Origin of the sequence: Methanoculleus thermophilus (assembly GCF_001571405.1) — an archaeon.
In the GTDB taxonomy this organism is placed as follows: Archaea; Halobacteriota; Methanomicrobia; order Methanomicrobiales; family Methanoculleaceae; genus Methanoculleus; species Methanoculleus thermophilus.
Genome location: NZ_BCNX01000017.1, coordinates 18734 through 43304, shown reverse-complemented (window position 1 = coordinate 43304; position 24571 = coordinate 18734). Strand labels below are relative to the sequence as shown.

Annotated in this window: 22 protein-coding genes; 10 read left to right on the top strand and 12 right to left on the bottom strand. The window is 60.6% G+C overall.

Annotated elements, in window-relative coordinates; all coding sequences use genetic code 11:
• Positions 1 to 222 (top strand): metal ABC transporter solute-binding protein, Zn/Mn family (locus MCUTH_RS12010; protein ID WP_236707460.1); only part of this gene is annotated, 222 nt, incomplete at its 5' end.
• 32 nt (positions 223 to 254) lie between these two features.
• Here MCUTH_RS12010 and fdhD read toward each other — a convergent pair.
• From fdhD to fdhF, 3 genes are all read right to left on the bottom strand, one after another.
• Complete coding sequence (gene fdhD, locus MCUTH_RS11110) at positions 255 to 989, bottom strand: formate dehydrogenase accessory sulfurtransferase FdhD (protein ID WP_066958858.1); 735 nt, start codon at positions 987 to 989, stop codon at positions 255 to 257.
• Positions 990 to 1504: 515 nt separating this feature from the next.
• On the bottom strand, positions 1505 to 2743 hold the full coding sequence (locus MCUTH_RS11105; RefSeq protein WP_066958857.1) for a Coenzyme F420 hydrogenase/dehydrogenase, beta subunit C-terminal domain: 1239 nt from the start codon (positions 2741 to 2743) through the stop codon (positions 1505 to 1507).
• A gap of 1 nt (position 2744) precedes the next feature.
• Positions 2745 to 4814, bottom strand: coding sequence for a formate dehydrogenase subunit alpha (fdhF, locus tag MCUTH_RS11100; protein ID WP_066958856.1), 2070 nt, complete (start codon positions 4812 to 4814; stop codon positions 2745 to 2747).
• Between the two features lie 317 nt (positions 4815 to 5131).
• On the opposite strand from fdhF, the gene MCUTH_RS11095 reads away from it, so the two are divergent.
• Genes MCUTH_RS11095 through MCUTH_RS11080 form a run of 4 tightly spaced genes read left to right on the top strand, consistent with a single transcriptional unit; the run spans position 5132 to position 8990 of the window.
• On the top strand, positions 5132 to 5773 hold the full coding sequence (locus tag MCUTH_RS11095; RefSeq protein ID WP_066958862.1) for an FmdE family protein: 642 nt from the start codon (positions 5132 to 5134) through the stop codon (positions 5771 to 5773).
• Between the two features lie 57 nt (positions 5774 to 5830).
• Positions 5831 to 6652, top strand: coding sequence for a tRNA (N6-threonylcarbamoyladenosine(37)-N6)-methyltransferase TrmO (tsaA, locus tag MCUTH_RS11090; protein ID WP_066958855.1), 822 nt, complete (start codon positions 5831 to 5833; stop codon positions 6650 to 6652).
• 15 nt (positions 6653 to 6667) lie between these two features.
• Positions 6668 to 8521 carry a molybdopterin biosynthesis protein gene (locus MCUTH_RS11085; RefSeq protein WP_066958854.1) on the top strand — a complete coding sequence of 618 codons (1854 nt, stop codon included), beginning with the start codon at positions 6668 to 6670 and terminating at the stop codon, positions 8519 to 8521.
• Between the two features lie 52 nt (positions 8522 to 8573).
• A complete protein-coding gene (locus tag MCUTH_RS11080) occupies positions 8574 to 8990 on the top strand; it encodes a nuclear transport factor 2 family protein (RefSeq protein ID WP_066958853.1) in 417 nt (138 codons plus the stop codon).
• A gap of 95 nt (positions 8991 to 9085) precedes the next feature.
• Here the strand turns inward: MCUTH_RS11080 and MCUTH_RS11075 are convergent, their stop codons facing one another.
• Positions 9086 to 9604: an META domain-containing protein gene (locus tag MCUTH_RS11075; protein WP_066958852.1), complete on the bottom strand. Its 519-nt coding sequence runs from the start codon at positions 9602 to 9604 to the stop codon at positions 9086 to 9088.
• A 231-nt stretch (positions 9605 to 9835) separates the two neighbouring features.
• Positions 9836 to 11479, bottom strand: a complete 1644-nt coding sequence (locus tag MCUTH_RS11070; RefSeq protein WP_066958851.1) for an META domain-containing protein — start codon at positions 11477 to 11479, stop codon at positions 9836 to 9838.
• Between the two features lie 243 nt (positions 11480 to 11722).
• Here MCUTH_RS11070 and gpmA point away from each other — a divergent pair, with 243 nt between their 5' ends.
• From gpmA to MCUTH_RS11045, 5 genes are all read left to right on the top strand, one after another.
• Positions 11723 to 12472, top strand: a complete 750-nt coding sequence (gene gpmA / locus MCUTH_RS11065; protein WP_066958861.1) for a 2,3-diphosphoglycerate-dependent phosphoglycerate mutase — start codon at positions 11723 to 11725, stop codon at positions 12470 to 12472.
• Between the two features lie 86 nt (positions 12473 to 12558).
• Positions 12559 to 13566, top strand: coding sequence for a type I glyceraldehyde-3-phosphate dehydrogenase (gene gap, locus MCUTH_RS11060; protein ID WP_066958850.1), 1008 nt, complete (start codon positions 12559 to 12561; stop codon positions 13564 to 13566).
• Positions 13567 to 13578: 12 nt separating this feature from the next.
• Positions 13579 to 14637, top strand: coding sequence for a hydroxyacid dehydrogenase (locus tag MCUTH_RS11055; protein ID WP_066958849.1), 1059 nt, complete (start codon positions 13579 to 13581; stop codon positions 14635 to 14637).
• Positions 14634 to 17072 (top strand): phosphoenolpyruvate synthase, encoded by a 2439-nt coding sequence (gene ppsA, locus MCUTH_RS11050; RefSeq protein ID WP_066958848.1) that lies wholly within the window; start codon positions 14634 to 14636, stop codon positions 17070 to 17072. Before MCUTH_RS11055 ends, ppsA begins: the two co-directional genes overlap by 4 nt.
• A gap of 248 nt (positions 17073 to 17320) precedes the next feature.
• Complete coding sequence (locus tag MCUTH_RS11045; protein ID WP_066958847.1) at positions 17321 to 17518, top strand: hypothetical protein; 198 nt, start codon at positions 17321 to 17323, stop codon at positions 17516 to 17518.
• Positions 17519 to 18005: 487 nt separating this feature from the next.
• On the opposite strand, the gene malQ is transcribed toward MCUTH_RS11045, so the two are convergent.
• The 7 genes from malQ to MCUTH_RS11010 all read right to left on the bottom strand — a co-directional run bounded on the left by malQ (position 18006) and on the right by MCUTH_RS11010 (position 24570).
• A complete protein-coding gene (malQ, locus tag MCUTH_RS11040) occupies positions 18006 to 19505 on the bottom strand; it encodes a 4-alpha-glucanotransferase (RefSeq protein ID WP_083524877.1) in 1500 nt (499 codons plus the stop codon).
• Positions 19506 to 19669: 164 nt separating this feature from the next.
• Positions 19670 to 20473 carry a proline dehydrogenase family protein gene (locus tag MCUTH_RS11035; RefSeq protein WP_066958846.1) on the bottom strand — a complete coding sequence of 268 codons (804 nt, stop codon included), beginning with the start codon at positions 20471 to 20473 and terminating at the stop codon, positions 19670 to 19672.
• A gap of 3 nt (positions 20474 to 20476) precedes the next feature.
• Complete coding sequence (locus tag MCUTH_RS11030; RefSeq protein WP_066958845.1) at positions 20477 to 21283, bottom strand: class I SAM-dependent methyltransferase; 807 nt, start codon at positions 21281 to 21283, stop codon at positions 20477 to 20479.
• Between the two features lie 13 nt (positions 21284 to 21296).
• On the bottom strand, positions 21297 to 22064 hold the full coding sequence (locus MCUTH_RS11025; protein WP_066958859.1) for a TIGR04255 family protein: 768 nt from the start codon (positions 22062 to 22064) through the stop codon (positions 21297 to 21299).
• A gap of 655 nt (positions 22065 to 22719) precedes the next feature.
• Positions 22720 to 23088, bottom strand: a complete 369-nt coding sequence (locus MCUTH_RS11020; protein ID WP_066958844.1) for a hypothetical protein — start codon at positions 23086 to 23088, stop codon at positions 22720 to 22722.
• 46 nt (positions 23089 to 23134) lie between these two features.
• Entirely contained in the window at positions 23135 to 24088 is a 954-nt protein-coding gene (locus MCUTH_RS11015) for a methyltransferase domain-containing protein (RefSeq protein ID WP_066958843.1), read from the bottom strand.
• Between the two features lie 56 nt (positions 24089 to 24144).
• On the bottom strand, positions 24145 to 24570 hold the full coding sequence (locus MCUTH_RS11010; protein ID WP_066958842.1) for a PaaI family thioesterase: 426 nt from the start codon (positions 24568 to 24570) through the stop codon (positions 24145 to 24147).
• Between the last annotated feature and the right edge of the window lies 1 nt (position 24571).

Genomic DNA, 24571 nt, shown 5'->3' with positions numbered 1-24571 from the left:
TCGGTCGAATTCCTGGAGCGTGTTGGAGGCGACCACGTTCGGGTGATCGTGCTCGTGCCGCAGGGAGCCGATCCGCATACCTATGAACCGCCGCCAGGAGTCCTCGCCGGGGTTGTCCTCCTGAAAAGATGGTGGGTTTTGGAGGAGCGAGAGTCCGAAGGACCGGATCTTGAGAAACTCGAAGAGTTTCGAGGTGCGGCGATTCGTAGGATCAGAGAGTGAAAAATTCGAAGAATTTCGAAAGGTTTCCCACCCTACGCCCCGCTACACCCCACAATCCTCTCCGGATGCGTATAGACCGCCATCTCCGGTGTCCTGGCAGAACCGACGATGCATAGGCCCGTCTCGTCTGCGATCTCGACGGCAAGCGCGGTCGGCGTGCCGGTGGAGACGAGCACCGGGATGCCGGCAACCAGGCACTTCCTGACCATCTCGGAGGTGATCGCCCCGGTGCTGGCGGCGACCATCCGGGAGAAGTCGAGTTTGTCCTGGAGTCCCCGGCCGATGACCCGGTCGAGTGCGTTGTGGCGGTCGAGATCTTCGAAGCGGGCGACGAGCCGGCCGTCCAGGGCGAGCAAAACCGCATCGAGCGGGTCGGGCGCCGAAAGGGCAGCGACGGCGGCCTCGATCTCGGGGATGGAGACCGCGAGATCGGAGTCGATTGTGGGCAGTTTCTGGGTGTCGATGTAGGAGACAGCCCCTCCGCACCCGGAGAGGATGGTCTTCTTTACGGTGCCCCTTCGGAAGGGATTCTTTGTGAGGACACTGATCCTATTCTCCTCGATCCTGACCGACTCGATCTCATCGGGGCTTTTGATGATCTCTTCGGTATAGAGGTAGCCAGTGATGAAGTCCTGAAACCCACCGGGGCTCAAGATCACGGTTGTCAGGTGGCGGCCATTGACGAAGATCGCAACCGGCGTCTCCTCGGCGGCATCACGGGCGATCTCTCCACCACCGATACGGATACAGGCAATTCTCTTGAACATGCTTCCTCACATCGTATTGACGCATTCCCGGAGAGCACCGGGCACTGCCCGGTGTGGGGCCGGTCATCCCATAAGAGATCTGCGGGGGTGAACTATATCCTGCCGGTCCCTTGATCGCGTTTGATATGGTGCGTCGTAAACTCTTACCGAGATTACGGAGAACGCTCTGCCCAACACCACCTCTCTATGTCACGAACGGCAATGAGGGACAGACGAACCTCATAGGTATTGCAGCAGTTCGGCCATCCGATCCCGCTTACCTCATTTATTCTCATGAGTCGAAAAACGGTATAAAAGAGGTTTTACCGGCTACCCCGGGGCGGGAGAGGATCGGGGAATCCGTCCGTCCCCGGGTATTGCCCAGGCAAATTCTTTTGTGCCCCGGCACGGGCACTTTCAGATTTTTATAGAACTCAAGATGCTCTTCGACGATCGATCACACACCCGATTGGACCCTCCCCGGGTCCGGTCAGGCTCCGGGCGCGAGCCCATCACAGCCTGCCGTGGCAAGGGGATTACTTGAATATGTCGAAGATCTGGTCGTCGCCGGTTGCAGTGAGCCGATCCCGCTCCGCCCGCTCCTCAACGAGCGCAAGCACTGGAAGATCCATGTTCACACCCGGGACGTGGCCGAACATCTTCTCCATCTCGGTCTGCAGGGCGTGCATATAGAGGGAGTTCGCGATCTCCATCGGGCAGTTCTCCTCACACTGGCCGCAGTTGACACATGAGTCAGCCACGTGAGCGTAGCGGATCAGGTGGAACATGAACGGCACGGGGAGAACGCCGGGCGCTACCAGGTAGGGCTTCTTCGTGCTGCACTCGACACAGTAGCAGATCGGGCAGTTCGAGATACAGGCGTAGCACTTGGTGCACCGGCTCGAGTCCTCCATGATCTTCTGGAGGCGCTCCTTGCCATCGCCGAGCTCTCCGAAGTAGCGCGCCCGCCACTTGTCGCCGAGTTTGAGCATCGCGTTCTCGACCTTGCCGCGGATCTCGATGCCCTTCGGGTTTGCGGGCTCGGAGGCGATTGCACCGGCCTTCACGGCTGCATCGAGGAGGTTTGCCCCCTTCTCCGAGCAGACCTCGACGAAGGTCGCCTTGCCGGCCTTGTCACCGATGACACCCCAGTTTCCGCAGGCAAGATCGGCCTGGCGGGGGATCTTCATCTTGCAGCGGCGGCAGTTGCTGCGGCGGCCGTAGCCTTCTTCCTCGAGTTCGTCGATCGAGATGCCCTTGTGCTGACCGTCCTTCGTGACGATGATGAACTGGCCCTTGTCGATCTCTTCCTTGACGACGTCGTCGGGGTCAACGCCGAACTTCTCGCGAATCATCTTCCGGGCGGCGACGGGGCTGACCGAACCACCACAGTTGACGCCGATCATCAGGATGTTGTCCAGGTTGACCTGGTTGCGCTTCGCGAGCTCGTAGATGCCCATTGCATCGCAGCCCTTGACCGTCACCCCGATACGCATGTTCTCGGCGCCGTCGAGGTACTTCTTGATCAGTTTCGAGAGCAGGAGCGTTCCGCAGTGAAGCGAGCCTGCCGTCTGTCCGATCTCTGCCGGGTCGGTGATGAGCGTGGGAACAGCGTCGTAGAGGTCCACTCCCTTCTTCACTGCCAGCACGGCGTCAACGATATTGTTCTCCAGGGCATACTTGAGAAGCCCGGTCACCGCGCCGCCGCACTCCGCCACCTCGGCGAGTTCGGGGCTCGTTGTCCAGGCGTATACCATATCTCCCTTTGCTACCATCTCACTGCACCCCCGTGATCTTCTCGACCTTCACAGCGCTGTGCTTCAACTCCGGCATCTTGGAGAGCGGGTCGAGGGCGGTGTTCGTCAGCTGGTTCACAGATCCAGCCCCACCGAAGTGCATCGTCATCATCAGCACACCGGGCCCGACCTCATCGGTCACCCTGGCAAGGGCCTCTGCCTGTCCGCGCCGGCTTACGAGTCTGATCTTCTCACCATTCAGGATATTCAGCCGCGCAGCGTCCTCCGTGTTGATCTGCACGTAGGCTTCCGGCACCTCCTGGTGGAGGATCTTCGCCCGGCCGGTCTGGGTCCGGGTGTGGTAGTGGAAGAGCAGACGTCCGGTCATCAGGGTGAACGGATACTCCTCGTCGGCAACCTCCGCAGGCGGTCGATATTCGATGCCGAAGAAGTGTCCGAGGCCGTCGGGGTTAGCGAACTTCTCGCGGTGCAGGATGGGCGTTCCAGGGTGGTCCTCGGATGGGCAGGGCCAGTGCACAGACTCCGGTTTCTCCATCCTTGCGTAGGTGATACCGGCCATCGACGGGGTGACACGCCGCATGTCGTTCCAGATATCCTCCGGCGAGTTGAAGTCGAAACCGTTGAGCCCGAGTTTGTGGGCAAGTTCGACGAAGATCTGCCAGTCTTCCTTTGCATCGCCCGGAGGCTCCACGGCCTTGCGGATACGGTTGACACGCCGCTCACCGCTGGTGAACGTACCATCCTTCTCGGCAAACGATGCGCCGGGCAGGATGACGTCGGCATATTGCGCCGTCTCGGTCATGAAGATGTCCTGCACGACAAGGAAGTCGAGTTTCTCAAGCGACTGCATGACGAGGTTCGAATCCGGATAAGAGACAACCGGGTTCAGCGCAAAGATATACATTGCCTTGATCTGGTCGCCGCACTGCTTGATCTGCTCTATTAATGTCGCGCCGTACTCTTTTGCAAGTCCGGTGACGCCCCAGAGTTCCTCCATACGCGCCCTGACGGCATCATCCTCGCACTTCTGGTAGCCGGAGAAGACGTTCGGGTAGGCACCCATGTCGCAGGCGCCCTGCACATTGTTCTGGCCACGGAGCGGGTTGACACCAGTTCCGGGTCTCCCGACGTTGCCGGTGAGCATGGCAAGGTTTCCAAGCGACCGAACGTTGTCCGTGCCGGTCGTGAGCTCCGTGATGCCGAGGCAGTAGATGATCACTGCGTTCTTTGCACTGGCGTAGATCCGGGCAATCTCCTTGACCCGCTCGGTGGGCACACCGGTGATCGACTCAACGTCGGCGTACTTCTCCACGGTCTTCTTCAGTTCCTCAAATCCAGTCGTCCTCTTCTCGATGAACTCCTTGTCGTGGAGATCCTGCTGGATGATCCAGTACATGATCGAGTTGATCAGGGCGATGTTCGTCGAGGGGTTGTAGCGGACGTACTCGTCGGCCAGACGTGCCGTGGGAGTGTACCGCGGGTCGCAGACGATGATCTTCTTCCCCATCTTCTTTGCCTGGACAAGCCGGCGGCCAGCGAGTGGGTGTGCCTCAATAGTGTTTGCACCGATAAGGAAGATGACATCGGCGTTTAAGGCGTCCTCGAATGGGTTTGTCGCGGCACCGGAGCCGAACGAGAGCGAGAGTCCGGCGACGGATGGTCCGTGGCAGATACGGGCACAGTTGTCTATGTTGTTGGTCTTGAAGGCGACCCGGGCGAGTTTCTGCATGATGTAGCACTCCTCGTTCGGGGTCCGGCACGAGACCTGGAAACCGAGGGACTTAGGCCCATATTTCTCATAGATCTCCTTGAACTTCGAGGCAACGAGATCGAGCGCCTCATCCCAGGTCGCTTCTTCAAACTTGCCGTTCCTCTTGATGAGAGGCTTTGTCAGCCGATCCGGACTCTGGACAAACTCCCAGCAGGTTGCCCCCTTGGGGCAGAGTTTCCCTTCGTTGATCGGGGACCTCTTGTTGGGCTCAACCCCAACAAGCTTGCCGTCGTTCACCACGAGGTTGAGCCCACACCCTACACCGCAGTATGGGCATGTCGTGGGAACATAGCGCAGTTTTCCATTGGTTTCAGCCATTCACATTCTCCAAATTGTTGCGTTCAACGTCGGTCGCCGGCATGTCCAAAGAGAGACATGCGCACACCATTAGTTTTACATTTACTACGTAGTATATAAATTTAAACTTACTCATTTAACTTCGATCGAAATATTATGGCGTATAATTGTTACAGGCAAGTTTAAATTTAATTCTCAGGTTGCTCATGTGGTTTAGGCGCCATATCAGGTTTTATGGCAAAATAAAAGGAATAAGTCATATTTATATATATTTTGTTAATTGAACAAATTTTACAGAGCCAAAATATTTACAAATAACCTTGACCAAACATTATCCCGTGCAACCGAGACTGACTCACACATGGGACGACATCGAGACCAGGCTCAAATCAAAAGGTACCTCTCCAGAGTTGATTGAGCACTTCCGGCGATGTATCGACTTTCATACCTATGCAGCTCCCGGACTCCTGGTCGGGGTCTACATGGTGGACTACGCCTTGGAACTCCTGAATCCACCCAAGGGCGAGAAGATCTACGCTGTCTGCGAGACCATGAAGTGTCTGCCGGACGCCCTGCAGGTGATTGCCCACTGTACGATCGGCAATCACCGTCTCCGGGTGCTCCCGATCGGAAAGTTCGCCCTCACCATGAACGGACCTGCCGACTCTCCATACGTAAATGGAATCCGGGTCTTTGTCGACGGCGATAAGATCGAGCAGTATCCAACGTTTGCTCTCTGGTTCACGAAAGACCCGCTCTTTGACCCGAGAGAACGGGGTGCAGCGTTGATTGACGAGATCCTCGATGCAGGGCGTGCATTCATCTCCGCCGAACGGGTGCGGGTGAAAGTACCGCAGAAATGGCCGTGGAAATCTGCAATCTGCTCCATATGCGGTGAGATGGTCCCCGACCACCTGCTCGTCGATGGGGCTTGCTCAGACTGCCGATCCCAGTCCTATTACGAAAAAATAGCATATTGAACGTGAGCTCCTCCCCCTTTTGGGGAGGTATAAATCTATTGAGATAGAAGGCACCGCATGGAGCTCTCTCCTATCGGATTCGTGCATTCGAGTATTCACTCTCGCAGTGATATGCCGGTCCAGGGCGTCGACGCCGAGATTGAGATACTTCCCCAATACTCCGAGGGGCTCGCAGGTATCGAGGAGAACTCACACCTGATCCTCGTCTGCTGGATGCATGAGGCCGACCGCGACGTCCTGCGGGCAGTGGCCCGGAAGGTTTCGAGCGACCTGCCGGAGAAAGGCGTCTTTTCCCTTCGTTCTCCTGCCCGGCCGAACCCTCTCTCAATCTCGGTGGTTCGACTGATCGGCATCCAAGATGGACGATTTCTCGCGCTTGCAAACGTCGACCTCATCGACGGGACGCCGGTGATCGATATCAAGCCCTACCAGGCAGGATGGGACTGCGTCTTCTCTGCGACCGGCCACGACCGGACGGAGAAGATCCTGAAGATGAGTCCTGCAGAGTACCGGGCCGGCCTCATTCGTGAGGCCATGAACTATCACGGGGAACTCTGCCCGGGCGTGGCGGTTGCGGTGCGGATCGCGGAGGCGGCAACCCGCGCCCTCAAAAGCGACCTACGGGCGCCGCAGATCTCAGTCGTGCTCGGCGCTGACCCTTGCATCTCCGATGCACTCATCGGGATCACCGGCGCAAGCCGGGGAAACTGCCGGCTCCGATACTCGAAAGATGATCGCTATAGCGTATCCAGTCCACAAGAGGAGGTAATCTTCCACCTTCGTGCCGTGCCCGAGAGCGTCGATGAAATTCTTGCGTGCCCCGAAGAATCGCTATTAGACTGCGCCGTCTGCTCTCCGGCGCAGCCGCTGGAGACATAGTTTCTGGAGTCTAATATGCCACGCCGGTACCTGAACCTTACGCCACTTTCGGAAGCACTTGCGGCTATGCGGGCGGCATTTCCTCCGGAGGAGCATGCCGAGACCGTGCCGTTGCGCCAGGCTGTCGACAGAGTGACGGCTAAACCCATTTATGCAGCATATTCGGTCCCGGAGACCGATATAGCAAAGTTCGACGGATACGCGGTGAAGAGCAGGGAGACGCTGGGAGCACAGGACCAGCGGCCGCTGCCTCTCACTGAGTATGCTCGGGTTAATACCGGGGATTTGATCCCTCCATCCTTTGATGCGGTTGTCATGATCGAGGATACCTGGGATGATGGCGGCATACCCTGGATCAGGAAATCTGCCTCATCCGGCCAGAACGTCCGGCATGCGGGCGAAGATATCCGAGCCGGTGAACTGGTACTCCCAAAAGGTCATCGAATCCGGTCGTTCGATATCGGTGCGCTCGCGACCTACGGAATAACCCGGGTATGCGTGAGATCGGTCAGGATCGGCATTATCCCAACGGGGAGCGACCTCGTCCCGCTCGGTGTAGCACCGGCGCCCGGCCAGACAATCGAGACGAATACCCTCATGGCGGAGGCCTACCTCACCCGGATGGGAGCGACCTGCTGCCGTTACGGTATTGTTCCTGACGACCCTGATCTGATTCGCCCGGCATTGGAGAAGGCCCTCGTTGAGAACGACCTTGTCATTCTCTCGGCGGGGTCATCGGCCGGCACCCGCGATTACTCCCGGGAGGTCGTCGAGGCGCTCGGAGAGATCATATTCCACGGTATCGCCGTTCGACCGGGAAAACCGGTGCTGCTTGCGAGGGTCAACGGCAAACCGGTCATCGGGATGCCCGGGTATCCCGTCGCGGCACAGACGATTCTCCGCGAGGTCGTCGGGAACCTGCTTGAATGGTGGGGGCTTTCAGCACCTCAGGCCGAGGAGCTGGACGTCCGGCTCTCGCGGAGATTGGCGTCCGATCTTGGATTTGACGAGTTTATTCCGGTCTCGATCGGGAGAGTCTCCGGCACCTGCTGGGCGACCCCGCATCCCCGGGGCGGGGGTATCCAGATGGCGGTTGTCCGGGCGAACGGCTACCTTCACATCCCTGCCGATCGAGAGGGTATCGAGGCAGGCGAGGAGGTGCGTGTCCGGCTCACCGTTCCTCCGGCCACGATCGCCCGCACGCTCATCTGTGTCGGTCAGCGCGATCTTGCTCTCGGCGAACTTGGAAACTGCCTTGCGGATGCCGGTTACCTGCTCCACTGCTGCAACGCCTCGACGATTGGTGCGGTGCTGGCTCTCCGGGGAAACACCTGCCATGCGGCAGCGGTCGCTCTTCCGGAGACCAGATCGGCCTGGAACGACCATGTCCTCAGGTTCCTGCCCGACGTGGACCTCCTGCGACTTCAGGTAGCCCGGACGGAACTCGGGATCGCCTCGACCGGGCACCTTGATCCCGCCGATCTTGCATCGTTGCGGTTCGTCAACCGTCCAAAGGGAACGCCGGCACGAACACTCTTTGATGAATGGCTGGACGGGCAGGGTCTCGATGCCGGGGGGATCAGCGGGTATGGTCACGAGATACGAACGCATAGTGCGGTTGTTGCTGCTATCAGCAGTGGGAACGCAGACGCCGGTGTCTGTACGGCTCATATGGCCAGGGAAGCAGGGCTCCGGTTCACCCCGCTCGGTTACGAGTCGTACGATCTCGTGATCCGGAAGGAACTCGCTGCAGACGACGGCGTCGCCGCCCTCATCCGGGCTGCGCATTCCCCGGAACTCCGCGCGCTCCTCCGTGCAGCAGGGAGAGCACCGGTGGACGGAGCCTCTGGCGACGTGCTCCCGGCCTGAAACAGCACATCTCCTCGAAACGAATATCTCTCTTTTGACAGGACACCTCTTCATGCGTGTCAGTGAACAGACACGGAACCAGATCATGGCGATGCTCCAGCGAATGGCGGAGGCCATCGGGAGAAAAGACATCGAGGGCATCATGGCGCTTACCGACCCTGATTTCCGGGGTTTCGGAATCGGGGTCGATGAGAGGGTTATCGGGAAGGAGGCTTACCGCAGGCACATTGAGCGCGAGTTTGCGAAGACTGAGGCGATCTCACTTGAGCTCTCCGGGATTCATATCGGAGCAGAGGGGACAATCGCCTGGATCATGGCCGATATGACCTATCACTTCGTCGTAGACGGCGCTCCGCAGACCTTAACCGGGCGGATGACGGCGGTGCTCCGCGGGACAGGCCACGCATGGGTCTTTGCCCAGATGCATTACTCCCTCCCGGCAGAAGGGCGGTCATATCGGCGGGTATAGTATCCGGGCTGCTTTGAAAATCCTCCTCACCAGCAGGCACAAGAAGATCCTGCTGTCGATGACCGCGAGCGTATTTCGACGATCTGGTAGCAGGGTTATCGTTCGGCCGAGAGCAGTGGTCCGGTCTTTGGCCCCTCTATCCGCGAGAACACGAGCAGATTTCTGCCCGACGGACCGGAGAGGATCAAAAGGTTATCTTCAACGCGGTAAGAAGCGGCCGCAACAAGGAGTTCGCGGTACCGGCTTTCCTGCCGGGCAAAGTCCTGGGCTATTGCGGGGTGGGCCAGTGCGACGTCGCCTGATTCCACCGTGATGGTTGAACCATTGATTCTGTAGGAGGCGGAGTAGGGATTCCCCCCGGCCAAACCCGAGAGCGTGCCGTCCTCGCTGAAAGCGATAAGCGGTTCCGTTCCGGGCAGGGGTGCAATGATCGAGCCGTTATCCGCACAAAATTGAGTGAGTTTCCAGGTCGTCCCCCCGAGTGGTTCGGCGGCCCGATCAGCATCGTTATGGGGCAAGGTTGTTGCGCCGGAGTAACTGGCTGAGATGAGGCACGTCACCGCGATGATCAGGAGTGCAGCCTTTGCGAGTGTGTGGTGTCCGCCTCTGCCCATCTATACCACAGGTAGGCGTTAGGGAAACAGAATTAAAAAGTAATCTATTTTTATCGAGATTCTCTCAATTCCCTTTCATTCTGCTGAGATGAGGTAACGGTCCCGATCCCGGTGTATCGCTCTGAGCATCCTCTGGCAAGGGAGACGGATGACCAAATGTGATGAATTGGAAAAAGCAAGGCAGGGACTGGTTCATGAGATACGATCCCTGCCATGGAGGATAAGAGCGGATCAGGAGCGATCCGCGCTCTCTGCCCGATAGGAGAGGAGGGTCTCTCCAGCCTCATCGAGGAGTTCGAGCCGGTCTCCATCGATGCGATAGCCCGCTACCGACGTAAGGAGGTTAAGGTATGTGCTCTCCTGCTTCATGATGCCTTCGGGCTCTTCGCAGTACATCTTCGTGCTGATAGGCGCATCAATGGTGAGGCTCATGCCGAAAAGTCGGTAGCCAGCCCCGTAGGAGTTGCACCCGGCATTGCCGGAGACGTTCCCATCGGGCGAGAAGACCGCAGTGATCGTGGTCCCGGCGATAACCGAGGAGACGGCCTCCCCACCAAGGCTGTATGACTCAAGCGTCCACTCCGTCCCGGTGAGGGGTGCCGGAGGCACTTCCGGCGCCTGTACGAAGAAGAGGATCTCGTTACCCTCCGCATCCGCGAGGATCAGCCGGTCGCCCTCGACCCGGTAGGAGGAGACGTTTGCTAGGTGGCCCATGAACGCCGCTTCCTGCTCCATGACCCCCGGCGTCTCGCAGTATATCAGGGTGCTGTAGAGCGAGGCGACCGTGAGGTTTGCGCCGTCAAGGCTGTACTGACCGCCGTAGTGGTTGCACCCGGCATTCCCGGTGACGATCCCATCGGCCGCGAAGTTCGCGGTGATGGTCGTGCCGGCGATCACCGAGGAGACTGCACCTCCACCGGTGCTGTAGGCCTCAAGCACCCAGTCTGTCCCGAAGAGCGGGAGGTCGGGCTTCGGGAGGTCGAGCTCGAAGACCAGGATGTCGTTGCCCTCGCTGTCCGTGAGGGTCAGCCGGTCGCTCGTCGTCCTTGAGGAGACATAAGCGCTGAGAGGGATCCTCTCGCCGTCCGCCATCACGCGCTCAACGCGGTAGGATGCGGCGTCCGCGAGGAGAGCGAGGTAGCGGTCCTCCTGCTCCATGAGGCCGGGCGGCTCGCTGCAGTACATCTCGGTTCGTGTGACCGGTTCGATCGAGAGGTTCGCGCCGTTTGCGGTGTAGCGTGCGCTGTAGTGGTTGCACCCGGCGCTGCCTCTGACCTTCCCGTCAGCGTCAAAGATCGCCGTGACGGTTGTGCCGGCGATGACCGGGGCCAGGGTGCTGTTTTCATCGGCGAGGCTTACGAGTTTCCAGGACGTTCCGGGGAGCATCACGGGTACGAAGGAGTCCTGCACGAAGACGAGCACGTCGGTGCCTGCCGCATCGGTGATGACGAGCCGGTCGTTCTCCATCCGGCAACCTGCCGCCGAGCCGAGGAGATCCATGAACCTTGACTCCTGCTCCATGATACCCGCGGGCTCCGTGCAGAGTTTCAGTGTCTGGACGAGTGAGGAGATCGAGAGGGTTGTGCCGCTCTGGAGGTAGTTGCCGCCGTATCCGTTGCACCCGGCGGAGCCGATGATTTTGCCGTCGTTTTCGAACCGTACGGTGATCTCCGTTCCCGGCAGAACCGAGACGAGGGAGCCGTTCTCGGCAAGGTAGGAGTAAAGTGACCAGGAGGTTCCAGGGAGCGCGACAGCCGGGCCGGGGGTCGACGTCCCTGATATACATCCTGCGGTTATGATGCACGCCACAGCGATGACGAGCAGTGATGCCGCCGCAAGGATCTGGTTCCTGTTCCAGTTTCTATTCGGTGCCATACAACAGCATATGGGCGGGAAGAAAAGATAAATGAATTGTAAGTTACGAAAAAAATCGAACCTATATGCGACCGATTTCCAAAACCAGGTGATTATATTCGACATTGAGATCGGATCACTCTGTTGCCCCACCGTACTTTCCTATTGCCCGGGTGCGGGAGATGCTCCCGTGGATCGTCTTTTTGGGTGATGCATAGGGTTTATGGGGAGGCAAAAACCACCCTCGGGCGGGAGATGACTGGAATGGTCGAGTTAATCCTCTTACGGCACGGCGAGAGCCTCTGGAATAGGGAGAACCGGTTCACGGGCTGGACCGATGTGGGCCTCTCGGCGCAGGGCATCAAAGAGGCCCACCGGGCGGCGGCGCTCCTTAAGGAGGGTGGACATACGTTCCGCGTCGCCTACACATCCGTCCTGAAGCGGGCCATCCGGACGCTCTGGATAGTCATGGACGACCTGGACCTCATGTACGTCCCGGTGCACCGGTCGTGGCGGCTGAATGAGAAGAGTTATGGCGCCCTGCAGGGTCTGAACAAACAGGAGACCGCGGAGCGGTATGGCGCAGAACAGGTGCACCTCTGGCGCCGGGCCTATGACGTGCGGCCGCCGCCGCTCGCATGGGACGACCCGAGGCACCCGCGGTTCGACCCCCGCTACGCGGACCTGGACCCTGCAAGCCTCCCGGCGACAGAATCCCTGCATGACACGCTCAAGCGGGTCCTCCCCTGCTGGGAGAACCACATCAAGAGGGATCTTGCGGCAGGCAAGCCCGTCCTGATCTCTGCCCACGGCAACAGCCTCCGCGCCCTGGTCAAGCACCTGGATAACATTCCGGACGACGAGATCGCGGACGTAAACATTCCCACCGGCTATCCTTTAATCTACGAACTGGATGATGGGGACTTAACGGCGGTCGGGCACTACTACCTGGGCGACCCACAAGAGGTCGCGGCGGCCGCCCGCGGCGTGGCCCGGCAGGCCGGGCCAAGATAGCCCCCTCCCCGGGACCCATGGGTTGGGGGAAGAATCATATACTCAACCCATAGAGGGGGTGGTCCAGCCTCACAGGGGGAAGTCTGATGAAGAAGGTTGCCATCAATGGGTTTGGGCGGATCGGGCGGAAAGTTCTCCACAACTACGTGATCGACCCGCCAGAGAATATCGAGATCGTTGCGGTGAACGATCCAAACCCGACAGACCAGCTTGCTTACCTGATGAAGTACGACTCGGTCCACGGGCGGGCACCCTACCCGGTCGAGGTCAGCGGAGATACCATCCGGGCCGGCTCGAAAGGGGTCCGGGTGCTGCACGAGAGAGATCCTGCACGCCTCCCATGGAAAGACCTCGGCGTGGATATGGTGCTCGAGTGCACCGGGCGGTTCACCGAGCGGGCGGCCTCCGCAAAACATCTGGATGCCGGGGCATCACGGGTCGTCATCAGTGCGCCGTCGGATGATGCGGACCTGACGGTCGTCCTCGGCGTCAACGAGGGGTCCTACGATCCCGCAAAGCACGTCGTCATCTCGAACGCATCCTGCACGACCAATGCGCTTGCCCCGGCGGCGAAGGTCTTGAACGAGACGTTCGGCGTCGAACGCCTGATGGCCACGGCAATCCACGCCTACACCGCCACCCAGGCGCTGGTGGATCGGGCCGCAAAGAAACCGCGCCGGGGGCGTGCTGCTGCCGTCTCGCTGATCCCGACATCGACCGGGGCCGCCGTCGCCACCACGCGGGTCCTCCCCGAACTCACCGGGAAGATGGATGCGATAGCCATCCGGGCCCCCATCCCCGATGGATCGGTCCTCGATATCGTTGCGGAGCTCTCGCGGGACGCAACGGCGGATGAAGTGAACGCCGCGATGAAGCAGGCGGCGGAAGGACCGATGAAGGGGCTTCTCATGTACACCGATGATCCCCTCGTATCCGCCGATATCGTCGGCGACCCGCACTCCGGGGTCGTTGACGGGCAGTCCACGAGCGTCGTCGGCGGGCGGATGGTCAAGATCCTGGTCTGGTACGACAACGAGTTTGCGTATGCTAAAAGGATGGTCGATATCGCCTCCTACATGGCATCTCGTGAATGAGGAGGTTGAACCATGCCAAAGCTGGTCTTCTTCGGCCTCGATGAGCACGAACAGGACGTGATCTGGAGAGCGTTCGCCGGCCCGAGCGGCTATGAGATTGCCCTGCACACCGAACAGCTCACAATCGAGAACGTATCGCTTGCCCGCGACGCTGACGGCATCGGTATCTTCGTCCTCTCGCGAATTACCCGAGAGGTCCTCGACCGATTGCCGAACCTCAAGATGATCGCCACCATGTCCACGGGGTTTGATCATATCGACGTAGATGCCTGCCGGGAGAGAAATATCGCCGTCTGCAACGTGCCGCGCTACGGCGATGCCACCGTGGCGGAGTTCGCGTTCGGGCTCATCCTGGCTCTAGTCCGGCGGTTCAGGCCGACGTTTGAGCGGGTGGACCGGGGCGACTTCTCCCGTGCCGGGCTGCAGGGAATGGATCTCTCCGGCAAAACCCTCGGTCTGATCGGGACCGGGCGCATCGGCTCGCACCTCGCCCGGATCGCCCATGCAGCGGGGATGAAGGTGATCGCCTACGACACAAGACCGAACCCGGCCCTTACGGAGGAGTACGGCGTCCGCTACATGGATCTCAACGACCTGCTTTCCGAAGCAGACGTCATCAGCCTGCATGTCCCCTACACGGAGGCCACCCACCACCTGATCAATGCCGAACGGCTGCGACTGGTCAAACCCACTGCTCTCCTCGTCAACACCGCCCGCGGCGGCGTGGTGGATACGAGGGCGGTCGCGGATGCCCTTCGCGAGGGTCGGCTTGCGGGGGTCGCGCTCGATACCTTCGAGGGGGAGCGGGTCTGGATCGAGGAGGAGTTTGCCGGGGCTGATGAGGCGCCGGCGGACGAACTGCGGGACGCGCTTGAGAGTTTCTCCCTCCTGCACTCGGATCGGGCGATTCTCACACCGCACAACGCCTTCAACACGCGCGAGGCGGTCGAGCGGATCCTCGCGACCAGCATCGAGAACATAAAGGCCTTCTTTGCCGGGAACCCGCAGAACGTCGTCGCCGGGACCTATCGGATGCCGGCAGCGGCACCGACCGGGGGCAGGGGAGCATGAGACAGGATGCGGCCTATATCCGCTGGTTCGCCGATATCGGGTCAGAGGACATCGCCCTCGTCGGGGGGAAGAACGCATCAATCGGCGAGATGTACCGCGAACTGACGCCGAAGGGCGTAAAGATCCCCGACGGTTTCGCCGTGACCGCAGAGGGCTACTGGCACGTCCTCTCGTCCGCCGGAATCCTCGATGACCTCAAAGAGACGCTTAGGGGTCTTGATCGGAACAACGTCACCGATCTCGCCAGGAGAGGGAGGCGTGCCCGCGACCTGATCCTCTCCGCCGGGGTCCCGGATGACCTCTGGGACGAGATCCGGGCTGCGTATGATATGCTCTGCGACGAATACGGGCCCGATGCCGACGTCGCCGTCAGGAGCTCCGCAACCGCCGAGGATCTCCCCACGGCGTCGTTTGCGGGCCAGCAGGAGACGTACTTAAACATCCGCGGCTACCAGGCCCTGCGAGAGGCCTACACGCGGTGCCTCGCCTCCCTCTTCACCGACCGGGCGATCGCCTACCGGGTGGACAACGGCTTTGACCACTTCAAGGTCGCCCTCTCGGTGGGGGTCATGAAGATGGTCCGCTCCGATCTCGCCTCAAGCGGGGTCATCTTCACGCTCGATACCGATACCGGTTTTCGGGACGTCGTCCTCATCACCGGGTCCTACGGCCTTGGCGAGATGGTCGTCCAGGGCGCCGTCAACCCCGATGAGTTCTACGTCTTCAAACCGACCTTCAAGAAGGGCTACCGGGCCGTCATCAGGAAGAACCTCGGTGAGAAACGGGTGAAACTCGTCTACGCTCACGGAGGTGAAAAAGAAGTCACCCGGAGGATCGATGTCCCGGAATCGGACCGAAGGAAGTTCTGCATCACCGACGACGAGATCCTTGCGCTCGCAGGATACGCCCTCACGATCGAGGACCACTACTCGATGAAGGCTGGTAAGCCGGTCCCGATGGACATCGAGTGGGCGAAGGACGGCGAGACCAATGAACTCTTCGTCGTCCAGGCCCGGCCCGAGACGGTGCATTCGCAGAAGGTGCGGGACGTCCTCGAAACCTACGTCCTTGATGAACGCGGGCCGGTGCTTGCCGCAGGTAAGAGCATCGGCGATAAGATTGCCGCCGGGAAGGCCCGGATCATCACCGACGTCAGCCGCCTCCCGGAATTTAAGCCGGGGGAGGTTCTGGTCTCCGATACCACGACCCCCGACTGGGAGCCCGTCATGAAGACGGCCGCCGCCATCGTGACGAACCGGGGCGGCCGGACATCCCATGCCGCGATCGTCAGCCGGGAACTCGGCATCCCTGCAATCGTCGGCACGGGCGACGCGACCGAGAAGATCCCGACGGGCCGGGAGGTGACGGTGAGCTGCGCCGAGGGGGAGGAGGGGTTCATCTACGAGGGCAGCCTCCCGTACCATGTCGAAGAGATCCGGCTCTCCGACCTGCGGCGGCCCAAGACCGAGGTGATGATGAACCTCGGGAATCCCGATATGGCCTTCGGGCTTGCAATGGTCCCGAACGACGGTATCGGGCTTGCCCGGATGGAGTTCATCATCAGCAGTTACATCAAAATCCACCCGATGGCGCTTCTCCACCCCGAGCGGATCGAGGATACGGCCGTCCGGGAGGCGATCGCCGACTTCGTCTATGGATACCCGGACGGGGAGGAGTACTTCGTCGAGAGACTGGCCGAAGGCGTCGGGACCATTGCCGCCGCGTTCTACCCAAACCCGGTCGTCGTCCGGACAAGCGACTTCAAGACCAACGAGTACGCAAGCCTGCTTGGTGGGGCCTACTTTGAGCCGGAGGAGGCAAACCCGATGCTCGGGTTCCGCGGGGCCTCCCGCTACTACGATGAGCGCTACCGGGAGGGGTTCGGCCTCGAGTGCCGGGCGCTCAAGCGTGTCAGAGATGAGATGGGGCTTACGAACCTGATCATCATGATCCCCTTCTGCCGCAGGGTGGAGGAGGCAAAGCGGGTCATTGAGGAACTCGAGAAGAACGGTCTTCGGCGAGGCGAGAACGGTCTGCAGATCTATCAGATGTGCGAGATCCCAAGCAACATCGTTGAGATCGACGCGTTCAGCAAGTACTTCGACGGGTTCTCGATAGGCTCAAACGACTTGACCCAGCTCGTCCTCGGGATCGACCGTGACTCGGCGGTCGTGGGGGAGGCCTTCGACGAACGCGACCCGGCCGTCAAGCGGATGGTCGCGATGGCCGTAGAAGGATGCCGGCGGAATGGGCGGCACAGCGGGCTCTGCGGCGAGGCGCCGAGCACCTACCCGGAGTTCGCCGACTTCCTGGTGGAGCAGGGGATCGACTCGATATCGGTCGAGCCCGACGCACTCTTAAAGATCACTCTTCGCGTGGCTGAGGTCGAGGAGCGGTTAGCAAAGGAGAAGGAGGCCGTTCCGGTGCCCCGGTGAGGGACGGGATCAGGAGGTGCGATCCCAAACCGTGAAGTGTGATCGGGGTTCGTCCTTACTCCCAAAAATGGGCTAAAATGGAATCAGAGCGGTGATAAAGCACATCTTCCATCCGGGAGTCGCGACTGTCGCGCCCTGTAACACAATTGTTACAACTCCCTCAAAAATGTTACAAATCTGTTACAACCCCGGCCAAGTCCGTTACAGATCTGTAACAATTAAATTTCGTCCCGGAAAATCTTCTTTCTATGTCCAAGGTCGTCCGGATCGACGAGGAGGCGCTGGAGGTCGCCCTGAAGTACGGGAAGAACCTCTCAGCCGGGATCATGAAGATGGAAGAGCTCTTGAAGAAGCAGGAGAAGGCGAAGCGCGACTACACGGCCATCGAGGAGATGATCCGCCGGACCATCAGGGAAGAGCTTGAGATGCTGACGTCGAGGTATTGATTTGGTCCTCAAACTGTCGGACATCATACTAGAGCGATATAAACAGAACCTGACTCTTCCCTGAAGTGCCCAATACACTGGACCGTGAGGATATCGCGCTGGGGGGTGGGGCTGACGGGGAGTGCGACGGTCCGAAGGACCGGAGCTCGAGCACCGCTAGGTGCGAGGCGCGAACGAAAGTGAGCGTGAGCACCGCTAGGTGCGAGGCGCGAACGAAAGTGAGCGTGAGCACCGCTAGGTGTGAGGGGGGATGCTCCCCCCTCGAAACTCTTCGAGTTTCTCAAGCTCGCTTCGCTCGCACTCCCCTGTCCCCTCCCCCCTGTAATGCGATGCCCAGTGGGAATCCGTATCCGGGTTGCTATGGGGAGACTTTTCCCATTGAATGTCTTCTTTCTTTTAGCCGATAGCATCGTTGCATTCAAGTTGCTACTCAACATCTAACCCGACATTTCGAAATAACCCCTGGGCAAATCCGCACCACTGCAGATCACCCCCGCCCGGTGAGTTCCGTCAACCCTCGCAGCCACTCGAAGGGCGCACCGGCGAACTCCTCCGGCGTCATCCGCCACACCCAGTTCCCTTCGGTGGTCGATGGATAATTCATCCTCGCTTCCGATCCGAGCCCGAGGAGGTCCTGCATGGGGATGATGCAGACCCGTGCAACCGATGTCATCGCAAGGCGGATGAGCTCCCGGTGGACCTCGTCCGCCCCCACCTTTCGCCCGATGTAGGCGAAGAACCGCGCCTTATCCTCCTCCGATGCCTCCTCTTCAAACCACCCCCGGGCTGTGTTGTTGTCGTGCGTCCCGGTGTAGCAGATGAGGTTTGGGACATAGTTGTGAGGGATATGTGGGCTTTTTTCGATCCCCCCGCCGAACGCGAAGAGGAGGATCTTCATCCCGGGCAGATCGAACCGGTCGAGAAGAGCCTGGACGGCCGGAGTGTTCGCCCCGAGGTCCTCGGCGACGATGGCAAAGCAGGGGAACCGCCGGGCAAGCGTCTCAAAAAAGTCGGCTCCCGGCCCGTCGACCCAGGTGCCGTGCTCGGCCGTCGCATCCCCCGCCGGGACCTCGTAATAGTCGGCGAACGCCCGGAAGTGATCAATCCGGAAGAGGTCGTAGAGCTCTCCTGACCGGGCGATCCGACGCACCCACCAGTCGTAGCCCAGCTTTTTGAGCACAGGCCAGTCATAGACCGGGTTCCCCCAGAGCTGCCCGGTCTTGCTGAAGATATCGGGAGGCACCCCTGCCACCACGTTCGGGCGGAGGTTCTCGTCCAGTTTGAATATTCCCGGATTCGCCCAGACGTCGACGCTGTCGTATGCGACATAGATCGGGATATCGCCGATGACCTGGATGCCGTGCCTCGCGCAGTGCCGACGGAGGGCCGACCACTGCCGGGCGGCGACGTACTGAAGGAACTTCTCCTTGCGTATCCGTTCCTCAAGCAGTTCGCGCATCTCCTTGAGAGCCTCCGGCTGCCGGCTCCGGATCTCCTCCGGCCACCGGTCCCAGGCCTCTCCGTGGAAGTGGTCTTTAAGCGCGACAAAGAGCGCATGGTCGTCGAGCCACCACCTGCTTGCGTCGCAGAATGTCTCGAACTCACGATCCGGCCCCGAACCGCGGAACCGCCTGTACGCCATCGAGAAGAGCCGTTCCCGGTACCACGCGGCCGCCTTGTATGCCGTCCGCCGCTCCGAAAACTCTGGAGCTGGCTCCAGTTCACTCTTCCTGAGGAGTCCGTCCCGGACGAGCATCTCGGGGCTGATGAGGAGGGTATTTAGGGCAAACGCAGATGGGCTGGAGTAGGGAGAATGAGCATATCCGGCCTGTGTCGGGTTGAGCGGCAGGATCTGCCAGTAGTGCTGCCGGGCCTGCTCCAGCGCCTCCACGAACCGGTATGCCGCCGGACCGAAGTCCCCGATGCCGTACTCTGACGGCAGGGACGTGATATGCAGGAGTATACCGCTCCCCCGCACCTGGATCATCCACCACCCCCTGAGTTGGTGCGCAAGATTGGATTCGATCCTTTTATACCCTTGGACCGGGCAGAACCCGTACTCGACCCCGTGCCAGGAGGCGATCGAGTATGCCTGAGGAGGTACTCAAGCCCGGGCATCCTGGCCGAGACGGAAGGGGTGGTGATGAAGAGTCAGGGCACCGACATCCGCCCTTCTGCCGCCAGCCTCGTGAGGTAGGCCTCGCGCCGGGCGATATAGACATCCGCCTGCTCTCCGAAAGGCACGTATTCTGCAACTGCCCTGCCAACTTCTGCGAACCGAAGTTTCGTCTCGTCTGAAAGCCCCATGAGAAACGCGAACTCAACCACTCCGGTCGTATCCTCGAGCAGCCACGCTACCAGATCCGGGTCATGGGTTCCGGCCGAGAACGGCACGCCCCGCTCGAGGAGTCCCGCTGCAAGCGCACGAAAGCGCTCCCGAACCTCGCTTGGGTCGTCGGTATCCCCGGGATAGACGCCTTTCACCAGGCGGGGCCGGATGCCGTGACGGACGATGCGCTCCAGGTCGCCCGGAGTACGGTCGAGGGAGGCCTGGAGAGCGAGCGTCACCGGCACCCCCTCCCGAGCGGAAGCGATAGCGGCCTCGACCGTCATTTCCACAAATCCCCGCCCCTCCATATCCGCCTCAAACCCGATGCCGCGTTCATACGCCCCGCGGGAGAGCCGAAGTAGGAGATCGCGGGCAGCGTTCCGGTCGATGAGGGCTCCGAGCGCGGTCATCTTCACGGTGAGGGATGCGTCCAATTCCTGCTCGTCGATCGCGGCTATCGCGGCAAAAGAGCGCTCCAGGTTCTCCCTGACCTGCCGCTCGCTTCTCGCATACTCGCCGAGGGGTGCGAGGATGCACCGGATACCCCGGTCGTTCTGCATCCGGCAACGCTGAATCGCCGCATCAAGGTCGGGCAGCGTCCACCGATCAGTCCTGCCTGCGGTCATACCCTACGGCTTCCCCGCGAGCAGCCACGCGCGGCCGACGAGCCCCCGGTCGGCCGCCATCGCCCAGAGGTCAAGCCCTTTCAGGGCATCCTTGTATGCCTCCTCCCCGAAGAGCCCGACGATGCTATCCCTCAGGTCATTCTCGAGCCTCTCCCGGATCTTGCAGATCTTTTGTGTGGAGTCGCCGGGGAGATCGCCCAGGTCTATGATGGAGAATCCATTCCGCTCAAGGAGTCCCGCGTAACTCTCGAGGGTCTCAAAGTAGGGGAAGGCCCGGAAGGTATTCTGGGTGTGCCACTCTTCGTCGTTCATCGGCCCGGTCTGCACCCAGTCGGCGAACGCAAGCGTGCCCCCTGGCTTTAAGACCCGATAGACCTCGCGGATCATTCGGTCTTTATCCCTCACGTAGCACCACGCATCCTCGCCCCAGACTGCGTCGAAGATTCCGTCCTTAAACGACATTTCAAGAGCGTTCCCCTGCTGGAAGTCGACCAGGGCGGCAAGACCGGCCTCTTCATTCTTTTTGACCGCCAGATCGACCATCTGCGGCAGCGCGACAAGCCCGATCACGGTCGCACCGTGCTCACGCGCAATATGCCTGGCAGGGCCCCCCGGGCCCGGGAGGAGGGCGAGCACCCGGGTCCCCGGGGCCAGTCCCGCCCGTTCTGCAAGTACGTCGAGATCTCCGTCGGCATCCTCGCCCGCGAGCATCTCCCAGATGAGCCCGACCGGCCCCCCGTAGACCTCCTCTACCTCGCCGGCATGGGCATCCATCATCTTCATCCATTTCCGGCGGACAATATCGCCCATATGAGATTCACCCTCACCGTGCTGGCGCTGCTGCCTCCTCCCGGAGGACGAAGAGGTCGCGCAGGGGGTCCTTAATGCAGGCCTCAAAGATATCCCGCACGTGCGTGTGGGCAATCTCCAGCCAGTCCGCGACCCCGTCCAGTGGGATGCTCTCTCCCTCTGTCAGGTAGTAGTCGATATTCAGGAGGAAGGCATTGTTCTCCGTCGACTCGGGCACAGCGTCGGTAAGTTCCACCCGGCAGTTGTCGCGGTTGTCGTGGAACGCGAACTCGCACCCGGTGATGAACCCCGCCGGGACCCGTGGCAGCTCCGGTGGAAGGGTCGGGTAGAAGGCGAAGTAGTCCGAGAGTGTCACCTCGCGTTCGGGGATCTCTATGAGGTTGACGTAGCGCAGGTTCATCGTCCCGATAGCATCGATACTGATGACCTCCCGGAACCGGTCGAAGCCCACGAGGATCTTCTCCGAGAATGCCTCCCAATGGACGTACGGCCTCTGGCAACTCACCGAGAGGAGGCGGGGGCCGACCTGGACGGCACAGCCCTCGTCCTCGGTAAGAAAGATCGACCGTTCGCTGACGACAATCTCCTCGCGGAGCCCCTCTGGACCAAGGAGCATGACCACCTCGCGCACGTAGCGCTGGTCCCGTTTTGGGTATGCGTCTTTTAAGTGGGCATAGAGCATGCCGGGATAGGTCATATCCCAGGGGAGATCCTCGGGAAACCGGAACTCGCATATCACTTCGGCGGCGGGCGGGTTGACGTACTTTCGTATTTCTGCCATCTTCTTCACCCTCAAGGGGATGTAGGGTAGATGGAGATCTCATTAAAGTGACTGTTCCCGGCGAACAACCGGAGACCTGCACGGTGTTCGTCCTCCGCGGCTGCAATCGCGGTGAGGTGGATGGACTGCTCTGGAGACGAGCCGTATCCGCGGGAATGATCACGAAACCGGGTTCATCTCCGAACTGCAGTATTCCCACTTGCGGTTCGCCCGCGGGCGCTGGACAGGACCGGACGGCATGGTCGGGCTGTGTGGTCCTGACGTGGGGTATAAGGTTGTGACAGAAGAATCGGGAATACCAAACTTAACCCAGTACACTGGACCGTGGGGGCTATCGCCATGTGGGGGTGGGGACAGGGGAGGGGGGGCGAACCCCCTTCGCACCTAACGGTGCTCGAACTCAGGGCGTTCCGCCCTTCGTTCCTCGAAACTCTTCGAGTTTCTCAAGCTCGCTTCGCTCGCACCTCGCACCTAACGGTGCTCGAGCTCCGGTCCTTCGGATCATCGCACTCCCCGTCAGCCCCTCCCCCCAATTGCGATGCCCCCTCGAAATCCGTACACAGACCCATCACCTGCAGACACATCTAAAAGAAAGACGTAGCGTTGTGCTGCAGAACGACCTAACAAGATTTGCTGGCCCTCTTATGCCCCCACATCAGAATTTAATCCCCTTTCTCCGGAGTTCCTCCGACTTCCTCTTCGAGCACTCCTCGCACCGGAACTCGGGGGCGGGATCTCTTGTTTTGTCGTAGTTCTCCGCCTTCACCAGGCGGTAGCCCCGGGCAACCTTCCCGCAGTCCACGCACCGGACCTCCTCCTTGACCTCCCACTGTGCGGCGAGCGACTCGGAGGTGAAGATGAACCGGTCGACCCAGAAGAAGATGAGGCCGCCGATGAGGTTTGCAATGATGGTGGCGGCAAGCGCCCCAAGGCCCCCGAGCAGCGCGAGCACCCCGGCAAGGATCGGGGTCGAGAGTTGCCACCGGATGAGGTAAAGGCCATAGCGTTTAAAATTTATTTCCACGTATGAAGTTTGCCGGCCCACCTCATAAAAATCAGGGTCGGCACCGTCACGCAAGCACCAGGATCCGGCGGGTCAGGCTCTTGTGGACCCGCTGCTCGTGCTCCTGCAGGACGGTGAAGTGGCGGGCGGCGATATCCGTGATATCGCGATGCGTGACGACGATCGCGCGCCTCCCGGGCTTGAGGATCCGCCGGATCTCCGCGAGCGAGCCGTCGTAGAGTCTGTCCATGCTCTCGGCCCGGATCCGGACGGACTGACCGTAGGGGAGATCGGTCACGACCGCGTCGATGGCATGGTCGCAGACCGGGACCGCGGTGGCGTCGGCGATCAGCACATCCGAGTTCGGGAGGTTCTGCCGGTAGCCGGCAACCATTGCAGGGTCGAAGTCGCTCCCGAGTATCCGGGCGCCGATCTCCCGGGCCTCAAGGAGGATCCCGCCGGTGCCGCAGAAGGGGTCGTAGACCCAATCCCCAGGGGCAGCAAGGGAGATATTGACGAGTGCCCTGGCCATCCGGGGCATCATGACGCCGGGATGAAAGAATGGCCGGCGCATGGGATTCCGAACATCAAACGCCCCCCGATCGATCTGCATTATGACGCGGCCGAAGTAACAACGGTCCTCCGATACGACGGCGCGGTACTCCTCGACCGGCTCACGAAGCGACACCGGGCCGACGATCAGGCTCCCGATCAGCCGTTCCACCTCGAGCCGGGCGACATCCATCCGGCTCCCCTGGATCATCTTCACCCGGCCGGCAAATGGTTTCTCGGTCTGGATGGCAAGATCGCGGAGGAGAGAGACAAATGCATCATGGGTGGGCTCGCACTCCCCAAGGTACTCCATCACCACATGCGTCAGGGCAAGTCGTCGGGCGGCTCCCGGGTCCGGACATTCGGCAACCGCGACCTGGATCCGCCGGTCAAGCACGGTGCCCACGCACTCCAGTTCCGCAACCGGAAGATCGGGGTGCTCACCGGAGAGTTCGAAGAGCAGTTTCATCCAAAGGATATTGGCCCTATAGGGCGATAAAACGGGCGGGAAGATACGTAGGCCGATCACGCCCGCTTCATTTGAGCGCCGACCTTGAACCCGATCCCCTCAAACGAGGCAACAGGGCGGCCGTCTGAGTAGACATCCACGGCATACACTGATGTCCTCTCAGTCTCCGCGACCCTGCGGGCGACCGCCTCAAGCGTCCCCCCTGCTGGCGGAGAGAAGTAGCGGATATGAGCCGAGAGCCCCGTCTCTTCCACCTCATCCAGGTTTCCGGCGATGCCGAAGGCATGGTCAGCGATGGCAAAGATTGCGCCCCCGTGGACTGTGCCGTGACCGTTCTTCATCCCTGCAGTCGGCATCGTCACCCGGACGCACCCATCGGCGATCTCGGTGACCACCATCCCGAGGCGGCGGGCAAACTCGCAGTTATCGGACCGGTGCACCACCTCAGCGAAGATCTCAGGGATAGGTCGTTTGGTCTCCACG